This is a genomic window from Streptomyces lusitanus (genome assembly GCF_042647945.1).
Taxonomy (GTDB): Bacteria; Actinomycetota; Actinomycetes; order Streptomycetales; family Streptomycetaceae; genus Streptomyces; species Streptomyces pseudogriseolus.
The window spans coordinates 70,234-83,732 of the sequence record NZ_JBHRWL010000002.1 but is presented as its reverse complement, the minus strand read 5'-3'; the positions used below and the strand labels follow the sequence as shown (position 1 = coordinate 83,732).

Here is a 13,499-nt window from a genome sequence, read left to right as displayed (position 1 = left end):
CCCTCCCGGTCGCCGGTGGTCAGCCGGTGTGCCGGTACGTGGCGGCCGCCTGCTCGTAGAGCCGTGTCACCTCGTCCCGTTCGCCGTCCGGGCCGCGCACCTGGAGCACGTGGTAGCGGCCGTCGATCAGCGCGGCGAGGTTGCGCACGTACAGCTCGCCCCGGTCGCCGGTCCAGGTGAACTGGCCCTCGGCCATGACCCGTCCGCCGACCTCGATGGTCTTCAGCCCGGTGGAGGTGGCCCAGCTGGAGTCGCGGTACGGCTGGAGCTCGCGCTCGGCGTCCCGCTGGTACGCCATCGGGTCGCCGCCGAACTGCTGGGCGCTGTCCCGGCCCGGCACCACGATGAGCTCGAAGTCGCCCTGGGAGTACACGACCTGGCCGCTGCCGTTCTTGCCGGTGCGCTGCCAGCCCTCGGCGACGGCGACCTGGAAGCCCTCGGGGTCCTTGCGCAGCGTGAAGCCGTCGGCGACCTCGGGGCCGGTGGTCTGCGTCTCGGTGGACGCGGCCGACGTCTCGGGGCTGCTGCGCGGGCCCTCGCCGCCGCTCGGGGAGGTGTCGCCGTCCGGGCGGCCGGCGTCGTCCGAAGGGCTCGGCGCGGCCCCTCCGGCGGCCGGGGTGCGGTCGGCGGAGGGCGACCCGGTGGTCTCCTCGCCGGCCTTCGGCATGAACAGCACCGCGTACGCGACCGCCGCCACCAGGGCGAGCAGCACCAGCAGCAGCAGGGTGCGGCCCAGGCGACGCGGCGAACCGGCCTGCGGCGCTTCCTTCTTGTGCCGTCCGTGCCGTGCGGGCAGTCCGGCGCGCCGTCTGCGCACGAGCTCGCCCCGGCGCCTTATGACCGGCAGACGTTTCGCGTCGACCGGCGGGGCCGTTATGACGTTCAGGCCCGCCTCGGGCTCGGGCGCCGAGCGCACCAGCGACCGCAGCCAGCCGCGCAGCTCCTCGAAGTCGGGCCGCTCCAGGGGGTCCTGACGCAGCAGCGACTCCACGACCGGACGCAGCGGGCCGCACTCCTCGGCGAAGGCGGGCGGCTCGGCGCACACCATCTGCACCAGCTCGGCCGTCGACTCCTCCGGGTAGGGGGCGTGCCCCTGGACGGCGCGGAACAGCAGCGCGCCCAGCGCCCACAGGTCGGTGACGGGTCCGATGGGCGGAGCGAGCTGCCAGTTCTCGTGCACGGGGCCGGCCTGCTCGGGCGCCCAGCGCTCGGTGACGGGTCCGACGACGGCCATCCGCGCCTGCCGGGCGCGCTCGGCGGCCAGCGCGGTGGCGGGGCCCCGGCGCGCGGGGGCGTGCGGGGCGGGCGCGTCCCAGCTCCCGGCGGACGCCGCTCCGGAGGCATCCGGCGCGGGTTCCGGGGTGCCGCTCGCCTGTGCGCCGACGCGGGGCGCGGCCCCGGGCCGGCCGGGGGCGGCCACCCCGTACGGGTCGGCTATCTGTCCCGGGGGCGACGAGGGCCGCTGCCCGGCGTCCTCGTCGGGGGCGGGTCGCGCGCCGGGCAGCGCGCGGGAGCCCTGCTGGGCCTCCTGCACGCGGGCCGCGGCCCGGGCGCCCGCGCGATAGGCGGCGATGGCCCCGGCCCGCGCCGCCCGCACGTCGCCCGCGCTGTCCAGGGCGCGGGGCGCCACCACGGGCGAGAGGTCGCCGGGCCCGCCGGTCCCGCCGCCGCCCGGCAGCCGTCCCGCCCGCGCCTCGATGGCCGCGCGGCGCGCCGCGTCCGGGTCGGGGCCGGCGGTGAGCCCGGGCGGCCAGGCCGGTCCGCGCCCGCCGTCCGGTCCGGCGCCCGGGCCGAGCGCCTCGAGCGCCGCGCCCGGCTCCGGCTCCTCGTCGTCGGCGGGCGGCACCGGGTCGTAGCCGCACAGCGCCTCCTCGGCCGCGCCGACGGCCAGCCCGGTGAGCATCACCCGGCCGTCGTCGCAGACCAGAACCGTGCGCGCGGTGACGTTGCGGTGCACCCAGCCGTGGGAGTGCAGCACCCGCAGGGCGGTGAGCACGTCGGAGGCGACCTCGGCGGCCCGGTAGGGGGACAGCGGCTTCTCGGCGAGCAGGGCGGCCAGCGGACGGGCGGCGACGTACTCGCTGACGATCCACAGCGAACCGCCCTCCGCGAACACGTCGAAGACCTGGTCCAGGCGCGGATGGTCGGGCAGGGCCGCGGCGGCCTGCGCGGCCTCCACGGCGCGCCGCACGACCGGGTCGGCGGGCCGGCGCACCGCGCCCCTGGCGGCGCCGGGCACGCCCCTGCCGCGCCGCGCGCCGTCCCGGGCGGTGAAGCCCTCGGGCAGCCCCTCCGCGTCCAGCACCTCGGCCTCGACGACCTCCGGCAGCGGCACCTGCCTGACCAGGACCTCCTGACCGCTGTAGGTGTCGAAGGCACGGCTCTCGGTCAGCTCGTACTCGTCGGAGGGCGGCAGGGGCAGGCGGTAGCGGTCGGCGAGAACCCGTCCCGCATAGTCGTCCACGTTGCCTCCCCCGGCACTACGGTCGGTCAGTTCCGTTCCCCGGACGGCCCGTTCCCGCTCCGTACGGTCCGCAACCACTCACGATACGTGCCGGAGGCAACCCGCAGAGAGGGGATGCCACATCTGGATCCCCGATCCGCGGGCCGGGCGCGCTCAGGACTTCGGGCGGAACGTCTGCGTCAGCGTCCGCCACGTGTTCCTGCGCTGCTCGCCGTCCCACGCGTCGGCCCTCGCCGTGTACATCAGCCCGTACCCCAGGCCGTCGTTGACGACGGTGCCCCGGTCCACGGAGCGGTACTTGACGCCGCCGTCGACGTAGGTGAACTCCCAGTCGGCCGTCTTCCAGCCGCGGTACTCCACCGCCACGATCCGTATGCGCGTGTACTGGGGACGCACCATGAGGCGCTCCTGGTTGGTCCAGTCGGCGACCGGGTCGTCCTTGGGCGTGGTGGTCCAGCCGATGAGCAGCTTCTGCCCGTTCGGTCCCGTGAAGCGGTCGCCGGCCTCGTCGGACGACTTGTACTTCCATCCCGCCGGGAGACCGATCGAGTACCCCTGCTGCCCCTGGTACGTCGTGTGCGCCGCGGACGTGCCCGCGCCGCCGTCGCCGGCGTCCGCCGAACCGCCGGACGCGTCGCCGCCCTTCCCGCTGGCGTCGGGGGAGGCTTCCTTGCCCGCGCCCGAGCCCGTGCCCGGGGACGCGGTGGCGGAGCCGTCGGTGTGGGCGCCGCTCTTGTCGTCCTTCCTGGTCTCGGCGCTGGGGGTGCTCTCCGCCACGGTCCGGCCGCCGCCGGCGCCCCGGGCGCCCTTGCCGTCCTCGTCGTCGCCGCCGAGGGTGAGGGCGAGCACGGTGCCGATCACGGCGAGCACCACCACCAGCGCGATGACGACCAGCGTGCGGCGCGGCACCACGTCGGTGATCGAGGCGCGCGGCGCGGGCCGGGCGGGCAGGTCCGGCGGGGTCATCACGGGCCAGCCCGAACTGCGGCCGCCGGTGGGGGCGTTGGCGCCGCGTGCGCCTCCGGTCCCGCGTGCGTCTCCGGCGGTCCCGGCGGCGGGGCTCGCGGCGGTCGCGGAGCGTGTGGTGGACCGTGTGGCGGCGGTCGGCTTGGTGTCCGGGGTGCGGGTCGCCGCGCCGGACGCCGAGGCGGACGGGGTGCCGCCGGACCTGGTGCGGGCGGCGCCGGCCGCGCCGGCCGCCACCGCCGCCTTGCGCACGGAACGCAGCGCGCCGCGCAGCTTCTCCGCGGCCTCCTCGCCCCGCTTGGCCCCGGTGTCCCGCGTGCCGGGCTGCTCGGGCAGCGGCACGACCCGGGTGGCGTCGGCCGGCTGTCCGTCGGCGTCGTCGGCGCCGGGCGCGCTGAGGACGGCGGTCAGCATGGCGCGCGCGGCACGGTCGTCGAGCCGCTGGGCGGGGTCCTTGTTGAGCAGCCCGTGGATGACGTCCCGGAGGGGGCCGGCGTTCTTCGGCTCCTCCAGCGGCTCGGTCATCACCGCGGTGAGCGTCGCGATCGCGGAGCCCTTGTCGTACGGCGGGGTGCCCTCGACCGCCGCGTACAGCAGGCCGCCGAGCGACCACAGGTCGGCCGCCGGGCCGGGCTTGTGGCCGCGGGCGCGCTCCGGGGAGATGTAGCTGGGGGCGCCGACGAGCATGCCGGTCGAGGTGATGGAGGGGTCGCCCTCGACCTGGGCGATGCCGAAGTCCGTGAGCACGACCCGGCCGTCGTCGGCGATCAGCACGTTGGACGGCTTCACGTCGCGGTGCAGGATGCCCTCGCGGTGCGCGGACCGCAGCACGTCGAGCACGGCGAGCCCGACCTCGGCGGCGCGGCGCGGCTCCAGCAGGCCGTCCTCCCGGATGACCTCGGCGAGCGACTTGCCCTCGACGAGCTCCATGACGATCCAGGGCCGGTCGTCCTCCTGGACCACGTCGAACACGGTCACGGCGCTGGTGTTGCGGATCCGCGCGATCGCCTTGGCCTCGCGCAGCGTCCGGGTGATCAGCCGCCGCTTCTCCTCCTCGTCGATGTTCGACGGGAAGCGGAGCTCCTTGACGGCGACCGTACGGCCGAGGGTCTCGTCCTCGGCCCGCCACACCGTCCCCATGCCGCCGCGGCCGAGCACGTCTCCCAGCCGGTACCGCCCGGCGAGGAGACGTGCGCTCTTGTCCTGACGGGATGTCCCCGCCCGCTCCGCCTCCGACATGCGTCCCCTCATGCAACCCGCCCTGACAGAGCCTTCATTGTCCCTCACCCGACAAGCGCCCGACGCCCAGGGTGCCCCTGTCCGCCCACCGGACGCGGCGGACGGACCGACGAGGGAACGAAGGATTCCTCCACTCTGCCGTACGGGTCCCGACAAAGACGGACCCGAAGCGCGCCGTTTCGGTCACACCTGGGCCGTTCTGACGGGCCGTCGCCCAGGTCGGCGGGCGTGCGGGGTGCGGGTCCAACGGCCGCCGGCGGCGCGGAACCGGCCACGCGACCGGCCTGGTTGCGTACCGGACGGGCCGAGGCACGGCCCTGCGTGCTGTGGGCGAGCCGGGCGCCCCGCCGCCTACAGCGGCACGATGTCCGGCGCCCCCAGCCGGGCCGCGTCCGCCGTCAGGTCGTCGGGCTGCCGCTGCGACTCCCGCTCCGCCTCCACCCGCTTCTCGTAGTGCCGCACCTCGCGGTCGATCTGGCCGCTGTCCCAGCCCAGCACGGGCGCCATCAGCTCGGCGGCCTCGCGCGCGCTGCGCGTGCCCCGGTCGAACGTCTCGATGGATATGCGGGTGCGCCGGGTCAGCACGTCCTCCAGGTGCCGCGCGCCCTCGTGCGAGGCCGCGTAGACGACCTCGGCGCGCAGGTAGTCGTCGGCGGCCTGAAGCGGCTCGCCCAGGGACGGGTCGGAGGCGACCAGGTCCAGCACCTCCTCGGCGAGCGCCCCGTACCGCTGGAGCAGGTGCTCCACCCGCACCGGGTGCAGGCCGGTGCGGGCCGCCGTGCGGGCGCGGCCGTTCCACAGGGCGTGGTAGCCCTCGGCGCCCACCAGCGGGGTGTCCTCGGTGACGCAGTCCGCGACGCGCAGGTCGAGTCCGTGCACCGCGGCGTCCACCGCGTCCTTGGCCATCACCCGGTACGTCGTGTACTTGCCGCCCGCGACGACGACCAGGCCGGGGACCGGGTGCGCGACCGTGTGCTCCCGGGACAGCTTGCTGGTGGCGTCCGACTCGCCAGCCAGCAGCGGGCGCAGCCCGGCGTACACCCCTTCCACGTCGTCCCGGGTGAGCGGCACCGCGAGGACGGAGTTGACGTGCTCCAGCAGGTAGTCGATGTCGGCGCTGGACGCGGCCGGGTGCGCCTTGTCGAGGTCCCAGTCGGTGTCGGTGGTGCCGACGATCCAGTGCCGGCCCCAGGGGATGACGAACAGCACGGACTTCTCGGTGCGCAGGATGAGCCCGGTGGTGGAGTGGATGCGGTCCTTGGGCACGACCAGGTGGATGCCCTTGGAGGCGCGGACGTGGAACTGGCCCCGCTCGCCGACCATCGCCTGGGTGTCGTCGGTCCACACCCCGGTGGCGTTGACCACCTGCTTGGCGCGGATCTCGTACTCGCCGCCGCCCTCCACGTCCTGCACGCGGGCGCCGACGACCCGCTCGCCCTCGCGCAGGAACCCGGTCACGCGGGCGCCGTTGGCGGTCTTCGCGCCGTACGCCGCGGCCGTGCGCACGAGGGTGAGCACGAAGCGGGCGTCGTCCATCTGGGCGTCGTAGTACTGAAGGGCTCCGACCAGCGCGTCCTTCTTCAGGCAGGGCGCGACCCTGAGGGCGTGACGGCGGCTCAGGTGACGGTGCACGGGAATGCCCCGTCCGTGGCCGTGGGTCATCGCCATGGTGTCGTAGAGCGCGACGCCCGCCCCGGCGTAGAGCCGCTCCCAGCCGCGGTGCTGAAGCGGGTACAGGAACGGCACCGGGCGCACGAGGTGCGGGGCGAGCTTCTCCAGCAGCAGGCCGCGCTCCTTCAACGCCTCGCGGACGAGGGCGAAGTCCAGCATCTCGAGATAGCGCAGACCGCCGTGGATCAGCTTGCTGGAGCGGCTGGAGGTGCCCGACGCCCAGTCACGCGCCTCGACCAGTCCCGTGGACAGGCCGCGGGTCGCCGCGTCGAGCGCCGTGCCCGCGCCGACCACGCCGCCGCCCACCACCAGTACGTCCAGCTCGCGCTCCGCCATGGACGCCAGTGATTCGGCGCGCTGCGCCGGCCCCAGTGTCGCTGTCCTCACCGCTGCCTCCCGCTCATCGGTCGCATCGGCCGCACCCGTCGGGCGAAGCCCGGTCTCCCACCCTCATGCCCAAATTCTGACCGGGTTGCCCGACTTCAGCCACACGCCGCATCAGCCTGTGGACAACCGCGGGTCACAGCCTGTGGACAACCCCGCCGGAGACGCCGCTGGAGCCACCGCCGGAGACACCACGGGAGACACCGGCGGGCCACTGACCGGACGACTCACCGAAAACCAGCCGACCAATCCCGCATAACGGTCATATTTACTCCTAGTCTGACATTGCGCTCGCCTGTCCAGTCCACAGCGCTTGCGCACCTGTCGCACTCCGGCTATTGGGAAGGACGGCCCACGCCATGCCCGCAGATCTCGCCGTCATCGGACTCGGCCCGTTCGGACTGCCCCTGGCCCAGGCCGCCGTCGCCGCCGGCATCCCCACCATCGGGTACCGGACCGGCCCCGAGCCCGGTTCCCTCAGCCCCGCCGAGCAGCGCCGCATGCTCGCGCAGGGCTTCCGGGTCACCACCAGCGCGGCCGAGCTCGGCCGGGTGCGCACCGCCGTGATCTGCGCGCCCACCGCGCCCGCCGCCGACGGCGGGCTCGACCTCGGCCAGGTCGAGGCGGCCGCCCGCACCCTCGCCGCGCAGCTGCGCCCGCACACCACCGTGATCCTGGAGTCCCCCGTGCCGCCCGGCACCACGGAGGGGCCGCTGCTGCGGCTGCTGGAGTCCGGGTCCGGCCTGCGCGCGGGCCGCGACTTCCACCTCGCCCACTGCCCCACCCGCGTCGACCCGGGCAACCGCGACTTCACCCCCGCCGGCACCCCGAAGGTCATCGGCGGCCTCACCCCCGCCTGCACCGAGTCGGCGGCGGCCTTCTACGGCCGCATCACCGACAAGGTGGTCCGCGCCCGCGGCCCGCGCGAGGCCGAGACCGTGCAGCTCCTGGAGACCAACTTCCGGCACGTCAACATCGCCCTGGTGAACGAGATGGCCGCCCTCTGCCACGACCTCGGCATCGACCTGTGGGACGTGCTGCGCTGCGCGGAGACCAAGCCCTTCGGCTTCCTCGCCTTCCGCCCCGGACCGGGCGTCGGCGGCCACACCGTCCCCCAGGACCTCACCGCGCACGCCGGCCGCACCCTGCGCATGGCGGAACTGGCCCAGGAGGTCAACGGCCGCATGCCCCGCTACGTCGTGCAGCGCGCCGCCGCCCTCCTCAACGAGCACGGCAAGTCGGCGCGCGGCGCGCGCGTGCTGCTCCTCGGGGTCACCTACAAGGCCGACCTCGCCGACCTCCAGGGCAGCCCCGCACAGGAGATCGCGGTCCGTCTGATGGAGCTGGGCGCCTCGGTCAGCTACCACGACCCGCACGTCCCGTCCTGGAACGTCCTCGACCGCCCCGTCCCCCGCGCCGACTCCCTCTACGAGGCCGCCGCCGACGCCGACCTCACGATCCTGCTCCAGCAGCACCGCACGTACGACCTCCAAGGCCTGTCGGTGAAGGCCCAGCTCCTGCTGGACACGCGAGGAGCCACGCCTACGGGGGCGGCGCATCGGTTGTGAGGGGGCGCGCGGGCGCCGCCCGCGCCACAGAGGCTGGTGGTGGGCGGGACGTCGCGAGGGTCGCCGGGCACAGACTTCACCGACCGGAATCACCCCTTCGGCACGCTTTCGTCCCGAAGGCAACCGCGCGCCCCTCGAGCGCCACGCGCGCCCCCGGACACGCGAAAGAGGCCGGTCACCTCACCAGGTGACCGGCCTCTTCCGTGTCGCGTGTCGTGTCGAACCCCGCCCGCGCCTACCGCCGGTGCTGCGAGTCCGCCACCGTCACCTCGACGCGCTGGAACTCCTTCAGCTCGCTGTAGCCGGTGGTGGCCATCGCGCGGCGCAGGGCGCCGAAGAGGTTCATGGAGCCGTCGGGGGTGTGGGACGGGCCGGTGAGGATCTCCTCCAGCGTGCCCACCGTGCCGAGGTCCACCTTCTTGCCGCGCGGCAGCTCCTCGTTGACGGCCTCCATCCCCCAGTGGTGGCCACGGCCCGGCGCGTCCGTCGCGCGGGCCAGCGGGGAGCCCATCATCACGGAGTCCGCGCCGCAGGCGATCGCCTTGGGCAGGTCGCCTGACCAGCCGACGCCGCCGTCCGCGATGACGTGCACGTACCGGCCGCCGGACTCGTCCATGTAGTCACGGCGGGCCGCGGCCACGTCGGCGACCGCGGTGGCCATCGGCACCTGGATGCCCAGCACGTTGCGCGTGGTGTGCGCGGCGCCGCCGCCGAAGCCGACCAGGACGCCCGCCGCACCGGTGCGCATCAGGTGCAGAGCGGCGGTGTAGGTGGCGCAGCCGCCGACGATCACCGGGACGTCCAGCTCGTAGATGAACTGCTTCAGGTTCAGCGGCTCGTGCGAGCCGGAGACGTGCTCCGCCGACACCGTGGTGCCGCGGATGACGAAGATGTCCACGCCCGCGTCGACGACGGCCTTGGAGAACTGGGCGGTGCGCTGCGGGGAGAGCGCGGCGGCGGTGACGACGCCGGAGTCGCGCACCTCCTTGATGCGCTGCCCGATCAGCTCCTCCTTGATGGGAGCGGCGTAGATCTCCTGGAGGCGGCGGGTGGCCGCCTCGTCGGGCAGGCCGACGATCTCGTCCAGCAGCGGCTGCGGGTCCTCGTGGCGGGTCCACAGGCCCTCGAGGTTCAGCACGCCGAGGCCGCCGAGCTCGCCGATGCGGATCGCGGTGGCCGGGGAGACGACCGAGTCCATGGGAGCGGCCAGGAACGGCAGCTCGAAGCGGTAGGCGTCGATCTGCCAGGCGATCGAGACCTCCTTCGGGTCCCGCGTACGGCGGCTGGGGACGACGGCGATGTCGTCGAAGGCGTACGCCCGGCGGCCGCGCTTGCCGCGCCCGATCTCGATCTCAGTCACGTCTGTGGCCTTTCCCTGATGCGTTGCAGCGCCTTCCAGTATCCCCGACGGCCACGGCGCCCACCGCCCCGGCGTACGGCGAGGGCGGCCCCGGTGGTCCGGAGCCGCCCTCGGGAAGCCCGCCGCTACTGGCGGCTGTAGTTCGGCGCCTCGACCGTCATCTGGATGTCGTGCGGGTGGCTCTCCTTGAGACCCGCCGAGGTGATCCGGACGAACCGGCCGTTGTCCTGAAGCTCGGGAACGGTCCTGCCGCCGACGTAGAACATCGACTGGCGCAGACCGCCGACCAGCTGGTGGACGACGGACGACAGCGGGCCGCGGTAGGGCACCTGGCCCTCGATGCCCTCGGGCACCAGCTGCTCGTCGGAGGCGACGCCCTCCTGGAAGTAACGGTCCTTGGAGAACGACTTGCGGTCGCCGCGCGTCTGCATGGCGCCCAGCGACCCCATGCCGCGGTACGACTTGAACTGCTTGCCGTTGATGAACAGCAGCTCGCCCGGCGACTCCTCGCAGCCCGCGAGCAGCGAGCCGAGCATCACCGTGTCGGCGCCCGCGACGAGCGCCTTGGCGATGTCGCCGGAGTACTGAAGACCGCCGTCGCCGATGACCGGCACGCCGGCCTCCTTGGCGGCCAGCGCGGCCTCGTAGATCGCGGTGACCTGCGGGACGCCGACGCCGGCGACGACGCGGGTGGTGCAGATGGAGCCGGGGCCGACACCGACCTTGATGCCGTCGCAGCCCGCGTCGACGAGCGCCTTGGCCCCGTCGCGGGTGGCGATGTTGCCGCCGATCACGTCGACGCCGGAGGAGTTCGACTTGATCTTGGCGACCATGTCGCCGACCAGCCGGGAGTGGCCGTGCGCGGTGTCGACGACGATGAAGTCGACGCCCGCCTCGATCAGGGCCTGGGCGCGCTCGAACGCGTCACCGGCGACACCGACCGCGGCGCCGACCAGCAGCCGGCCCTCGCCGTCCTTGGCGGCGTTCGGGTACTTCTCCGCCTTCACGAAGTCCTTGACCGTGATCAGGCCCTTGAGGACGCCGTGGTCGTCGACCAGCGGAAGCTTCTCGATCTTGTGGCGGCGCAGCAGCTCCATGGCATCCGGGCCGGAGATGCCGACCTTGCCGGTCACCAGCGGCATCGGCGTCATGACCTCGCGCACCTGACGGGAGCGGTCGGTCTCGAAGGCCATGTCACGGTTGGTGACGATGCCGAGCAGCTTCTTGTTGCCGTCGGTCACCGGGACGCCGCTGATGCGGAACTTCGCGCACAACGCGTCCGCCTCGGCGAGCGTGGCGTCGGGGTGGATCGTGATGGGGTCGGTGACCATGCCCGACTCGGACCGCTTCACCAGGTCGACCTGGTTGGCCTGGTCCTCGATGGACAGGTTGCGGTGCAGCACGCCGACGCCGCCCTGGCGGGCCATCGCGATGGCCATGCGGGACTCGGTCACCTTGTCCATGGCGGCGGACAGCAGCGGGATGTTGACCCGCACGTTCTTGGAGACGTACGAGGCGGTGTCGATCTCGTCGGGTGCCATGTCCGACGGGCCCGGCAGCAGCAGCACGTCGTCGTAGGTCAGCCCGAGTGTCGCGAATTTTCCGGGCACTCCGTCGACGTTGGCAGTCATGACACCTTCCCCAAATGGCCTTGATCGGTGCGGATGTCCATGCTAACGGGAAGCGTGGGTGTCTGATTCCACGGTTCCGCACGGTCCCCGGCTTCGTATGTTCGTACGGGAACGGCTGATCGTCCGTTCATGTACGGGTGATGCGCACGCGAAGAGGCGGCGCGGGGGCGGGTGTTACTGCTCCGCCAGGGCCCGCAGTCTGCTCAGCGCGCGGTGCTGCGCCACCCGGACCGCGCCGGGTGACATTCCCAACATCTGACCGGTCTCCTCCGCGGTGAGCCCCACGGCGATGCGCAGGAGGATCAGCTCGCGCTGGTTCTCGGGCAGGCTGGCCAGCAGTTTCTTGGCCCACTCGGCGTCGCTGCTGAGCAGGGCGCGCTCCTCCGGGCCGAGCGAGTCGTCGGGCCGCTCCGGCATCTCGTCGGACGGCACGGCGGTCGAACCGGGGTGCCGCATCGCGGCGCGCTGGAGGTCGGCGACCTTGTGGGAGGCGATGGCGAAGATGAACGCCTCGAAGGGCCGGCCGGTGTCCTTGTAGCGGGGCAGCGCGAGCAGCACCGCCACGCAGACCTCCTGCGCGAGGTCCTCGACGAAGTGCCGGGCATCCCCCGGAAGGCGGGACAGACGGGTGCGGCAGTAGCGCAGCGCGAGGGGGTGGACGTGCGCGAGCAGGTCGTGCGTGGCCTGCTCGTCCCCGTCGACCGCGCGGTGGACGAGCGCACCGATCGCCCCCTGGGCCGTGCCCGCCTCGTCGTCGCGCATCGGTCCATGGTGCCCTGCGGACGCGGGGTCCGTCGCACCGTGTCCTTGGTTGTGCACCGAAGCGTTATGAGCAGGTGCGCCGGAAGTCATCCCTTGCGCCCTCCCCTTCCGCTCGACCGACTCGTCCCCGAGGAACTCCACACCTCAAGGATGCGGCATCCGCCGCGAAACGAGCAGTGGCCCTCTGCCGGCGGCGGCGAACACCACGTCCGTCCTGTGCGCGGGGCCACGCGCCGAGTGGCCCCGCGGGCCCTTGGCAACGGGCCCGCCCGCCGTCGGACGAGGGTTCCGTGCACGGGGGTACGACGTCGCCTGCACGGCACACGACCGTGCGGGAAATCACCGGGCCGGTGAAGGCGGCGGCACGCGCGCGTCCCGTGGGGGACGCACGGCGCCGCACCACCGCAGCGCGACACGCGCACCGTGCCCGACGACCCTCGCCGGGTCACCGCCCGCTCACCGCACGCCGTACGACCGGCGCGCGACGCCCGCGAACCGGTCCCGCGGGTCCTGCCACGCTCCGTGACATCCCCGTACCGGCGTCCCGACCGGCGACCGCACGCCTGTTCCCGACGCGGATGCCTATCCGAACCCGGCACCGACCCGGCGCCCCGCGTTCCGGTCGCCGGCCCGGCCCGGAGGACGGGACGGCTACCGCACCAGGCCCCACCGGAACCCGAGCGCCACCGCGTGGGCCCGGTCCGAGGCGCCGAGCTTCTTGAACAGACGGCGCGCGTGGGTCTTCACCGTGTCCTCGGAGAGGAACAGCTCGCGGCCGATCTCCGCGTTGGAGCGGCCGTGACTCATCCCCTCCAGCACCTGGATCTCGCGCGCGGTGAGCGTGGGCGCCGCGCCCATCTCGGCCGAGCGCAGCCGGCGCGGGGCGAGCCGCCAGGTCGGGTCGGCGAGCGCCTGCGTGACCGTGGCGCGCAGCTCCGCGCGGGAGGCGTCCTTGTGCAGGTAGCCGCGGGCCCCGGCGGCCACCGCGAGGGCGACACCGTCCAGGTCCTCGGCGACCGTGAGCATGATGATGCGTGCTCCGGGGTCGGCGGAGAGCAGCCGCCGCACTGTCTCGACGCCGCCCAGACCGGGCATGCGCACGTCCATCAGAATCAGGTCCGAGCGGTCGGCACCCCAGCGGCGGAGGACTTCCTCGCCGTTGGCCGCCGTCGTCACGCGCTCGACGCCGGGCACGGTCGCGACCGCGCGGCGGAGCGCCTCTCGGGCAAGCGGGGAGTCGTCGCAGACGAGGACGGAAGTCATGGCCGCCCTCCGCAGCTGATGCGCGTCACCTTGAGCCTCCAGGCTGGTACGAAATCGTCACCTTGCGGTCGACCGTCTCGGACGCCCGCCCGAGCGCTTGTTCCTTCAACCGCCTCGCACTCTCAACGACGGTCACTCGAAAGAGTTACGGGGCCGTCTGCCATCTTCGGCACTCTACGTGAGGAGGCGTT

8 protein-coding genes are annotated in these 13,499 nt (G+C 73.7%); 1 reads left to right on the top strand and 7 read right to left on the bottom strand.

Annotation, left to right across the window (positions count from 1 at the left end; genetic code table 11):
* Positions 1 to 19: 19 nt before the first annotated feature.
* The 3 genes from ACFOSY_RS01850 to ACFOSY_RS01840 form a co-directional block, all read right to left on the bottom strand.
* On the bottom strand, positions 20 to 2,464 hold the full coding sequence (locus tag ACFOSY_RS01850) for a protein kinase domain-containing protein (protein ID WP_394304942.1): 2,445 nt from the start codon (positions 2,462 to 2,464) through the stop codon (positions 20 to 22).
* A 153-nt stretch (positions 2,465 to 2,617) separates the two neighbouring features.
* Positions 2,618 to 4,669, bottom strand: a complete 2,052-nt coding sequence (locus ACFOSY_RS01845; protein WP_394305421.1) for a serine/threonine-protein kinase — start codon at positions 4,667 to 4,669, stop codon at positions 2,618 to 2,620.
* Between the two features lie 351 nt (positions 4,670 to 5,020).
* Complete coding sequence (locus ACFOSY_RS01840) at positions 5,021 to 6,727, bottom strand: glycerol-3-phosphate dehydrogenase/oxidase (RefSeq protein ID WP_006130722.1); 1,707 nt, start codon at positions 6,725 to 6,727, stop codon at positions 5,021 to 5,023.
* 356 nt (positions 6,728 to 7,083) lie between these two features.
* On the opposite strand from ACFOSY_RS01840, the gene ACFOSY_RS01835 reads away from it, so the two are divergent.
* Positions 7,084 to 8,292 (top strand): nucleotide sugar dehydrogenase, encoded by a 1,209-nt coding sequence (locus ACFOSY_RS01835; RefSeq protein ID WP_394304941.1) that lies wholly within the window; start codon positions 7,084 to 7,086, stop codon positions 8,290 to 8,292.
* 235 nt (positions 8,293 to 8,527) lie between these two features.
* Here ACFOSY_RS01835 and ACFOSY_RS01830 read toward each other — a convergent pair whose 3' ends face one another.
* The 4 genes from ACFOSY_RS01830 to ACFOSY_RS01815 all read right to left on the bottom strand — a co-directional run bounded on the left by ACFOSY_RS01830 (position 8,528) and on the right by ACFOSY_RS01815 (position 13,308).
* Positions 8,528 to 9,652, bottom strand: a complete 1,125-nt coding sequence (locus ACFOSY_RS01830; protein WP_033272416.1) for a GuaB3 family IMP dehydrogenase-related protein — start codon at positions 9,650 to 9,652, stop codon at positions 8,528 to 8,530.
* Between the two features lie 125 nt (positions 9,653 to 9,777).
* Positions 9,778 to 11,283: an IMP dehydrogenase gene (guaB, locus tag ACFOSY_RS01825; RefSeq protein WP_394304940.1), complete on the bottom strand. Its 1,506-nt coding sequence runs from the start codon at positions 11,281 to 11,283 to the stop codon at positions 9,778 to 9,780.
* A 174-nt stretch (positions 11,284 to 11,457) separates the two neighbouring features.
* Positions 11,458 to 12,045: a sigma-70 family RNA polymerase sigma factor gene (locus ACFOSY_RS01820; RefSeq protein WP_006130726.1), complete on the bottom strand. Its 588-nt coding sequence runs from the start codon at positions 12,043 to 12,045 to the stop codon at positions 11,458 to 11,460.
* Positions 12,046 to 12,696: 651 nt separating this feature from the next.
* The gene (locus ACFOSY_RS01815) at positions 12,697 to 13,308 is read right to left on the bottom strand and encodes a response regulator transcription factor (protein ID WP_003948568.1); all 612 of its coding nucleotides are present in this window, start codon (positions 13,306 to 13,308) and stop codon (positions 12,697 to 12,699) included.
* Positions 13,309 to 13,499 lie beyond the last annotated feature (191 nt).

Coding starts and splice junctions, on each gene's coding strand:
- ACFOSY_RS01845 (WP_394305421.1), bottom strand. CDS start 4,669: ATGTCGGAGGCGGAGCGGGCGGGGACATCCCGTCAGGACAAGAGCGCA.
- ACFOSY_RS01835 (WP_394304941.1), top strand. CDS start 7,084: ATGCCCGCAGATCTCGCCGTCATCGGACTCGGCCCGTTCGGACTGCCC.
- guaB (WP_394304940.1), bottom strand. CDS start 11,283: ATGACTGCCAACGTCGACGGAGTGCCCGGAAAATTCGCGACACTCGGG.
- ACFOSY_RS01820 (WP_006130726.1), bottom strand. CDS start 12,045: ATGCGCGACGACGAGGCGGGCACGGCCCAGGGGGCGATCGGTGCGCTC.
- ACFOSY_RS01815 (WP_003948568.1), bottom strand. CDS start 13,308: ATGACTTCCGTCCTCGTCTGCGACGACTCCCCGCTTGCCCGAGAGGCG.